The organism is Roseofilum sp. (assembly GCF_982964205.1).
Genome location: NZ_CEZBFX010000229.1, coordinates 1 through 1,463, shown reverse-complemented (window position 1 = coordinate 1,463; position 1,463 = coordinate 1). Strand labels below are relative to the sequence as shown.

Genomic DNA, 1,463 nt, shown 5'->3' with positions numbered 1-1,463 from the left:
CCCTCTTTTGTCACTCTGCCGAAAGAGGGCTAGAATAAGAGGGAAGGTAAAGAGCTGAAGAGTAGAGTAGACGATGGATGGAGAGTTAACACTTCGGAAACATGTAGCTCGCTCTGCCGAAGCAACGATTTTGTTGGTAGATGAATATTGTCAAGAGTACAAAGAGATATTTCCGGAAGTGAGAAGCTATGAACATTTTAAGTGGTTACATGTGGGGATTGTAGCAGAAATCAAGAGAAAATCGCTACCGGAGATAGCGAAAGCTGTGGGAATGAAATCATCCCAAGGGTTGCACCACTTTCTCACCACCTCTCCCTGGTCAGTAGAAAAGTTAAGAGAGAAAAGAATAGAGAAAACGCGATCAAGATTAGAGGGCAGGAAAATCACAGTAGTCATTGACGAAACGGGAGATCGAAAAAAAGGTAAAACCACAGATTATGTGTCTCGTCAATATCTGGGGAGCGTGGGCAAAATCGATAATGGAATGGTCTCAGTCAATGCTTATGGTATCTATGAAAATATGACATTTCCTTTACTTAACCAAGTGTTTAAGCCCCAGAAAAGGCTGAAAGAATCTGACAGCTATAAAAGCCAAATCAAAATTGCCTCAGAAATAGTCAGTAAGTTGGTAGAATCGGGATTTAAGATTGAGCTAGTCTTAGCTGATAGCCTGTATGGTGAAAGTAGTCAATTCATCAAGACTTTAGAGAAACATAACTTACCTTGGGTGGTGGCAATTCGTAGCAATCATGGAGTATGGATGCCATCACACCAGCAAGTTAGAAGCAATAGGTGGAGCCAGTTTCAACGAGAATTTAGTGAGGGTAAAAGTGAGATACGATATATCAGAGAAATCATTTATGGTCGTCGCCAATCTATTACTTATTGGGAAGTGACAACTGACCCAGAGACTCTGCCAGCTCAATCAACTAGCTTCATTATGACCAATCTACAAGGAAAGCTGAGTCAATTGAAATCATGCCTGGGAAATCTCTATGGTCAGAGAACTTGGATCGAATATAGCTTCCGACAATGTAAACAAGAACTGGGATGGACTGACTATCGATTCACTGATTTTGCCAGCATTGAAAAATGGTGGGAACTGATTCTGAGTGCTTACTTGATGATTAGTTTACATACTCCACCCTTGCGTCAGTCTACAGAGTCAGTTACTCCAGACCCAGATACTGACAACGATCATTCTCTATTAAGGATGTCGAAGCCTCCCTATTGGCAGCCCAATCACGGATGGAAAAATACCCTGAATAATATTCGTGTACTGATGAAACCGTCTCTACTATTCTGGGCAATTGTGCCTTGGTTTCAAGTTTTCCCAGATTGGCAATTACTCTCATCACTTCGCCCATTGCTACACCGTGTCAATCAATTTCAATACTTTTTTTCTTCAGCCTAAATCCCTTATCTTAATTCCTATCTTGATTCGGCAGAGTGACAAAAGAGGG

1 protein-coding gene is annotated in these 1,463 nt (G+C 41.4%); it reads left to right on the top strand.

Features of this window, described 5'->3' with window-relative positions; translation table 11 throughout:
- Nucleotides 1-73 precede the first annotated feature (73 nt).
- Nucleotides 74-1,414: an IS701 family transposase gene (locus tag AC3A14_RS24660; protein ID WP_487779247.1), complete on the top strand. Its 1,341-nt coding sequence runs from the start codon at nt 74-76 to the stop codon at nt 1,412-1,414.
- The last annotated feature ends 49 nt before the right edge of the window (nt 1,415-1,463 follow it).

What these genes read in the sequence shown, in the direction of transcription:
- AC3A14_RS24660 (WP_487779247.1), top strand. Translation starts at nt 74, where the DNA reads ATGGATGGAGAGTTAACACTTCGGAAACATGTAGCTCGCTCTGCCGAA.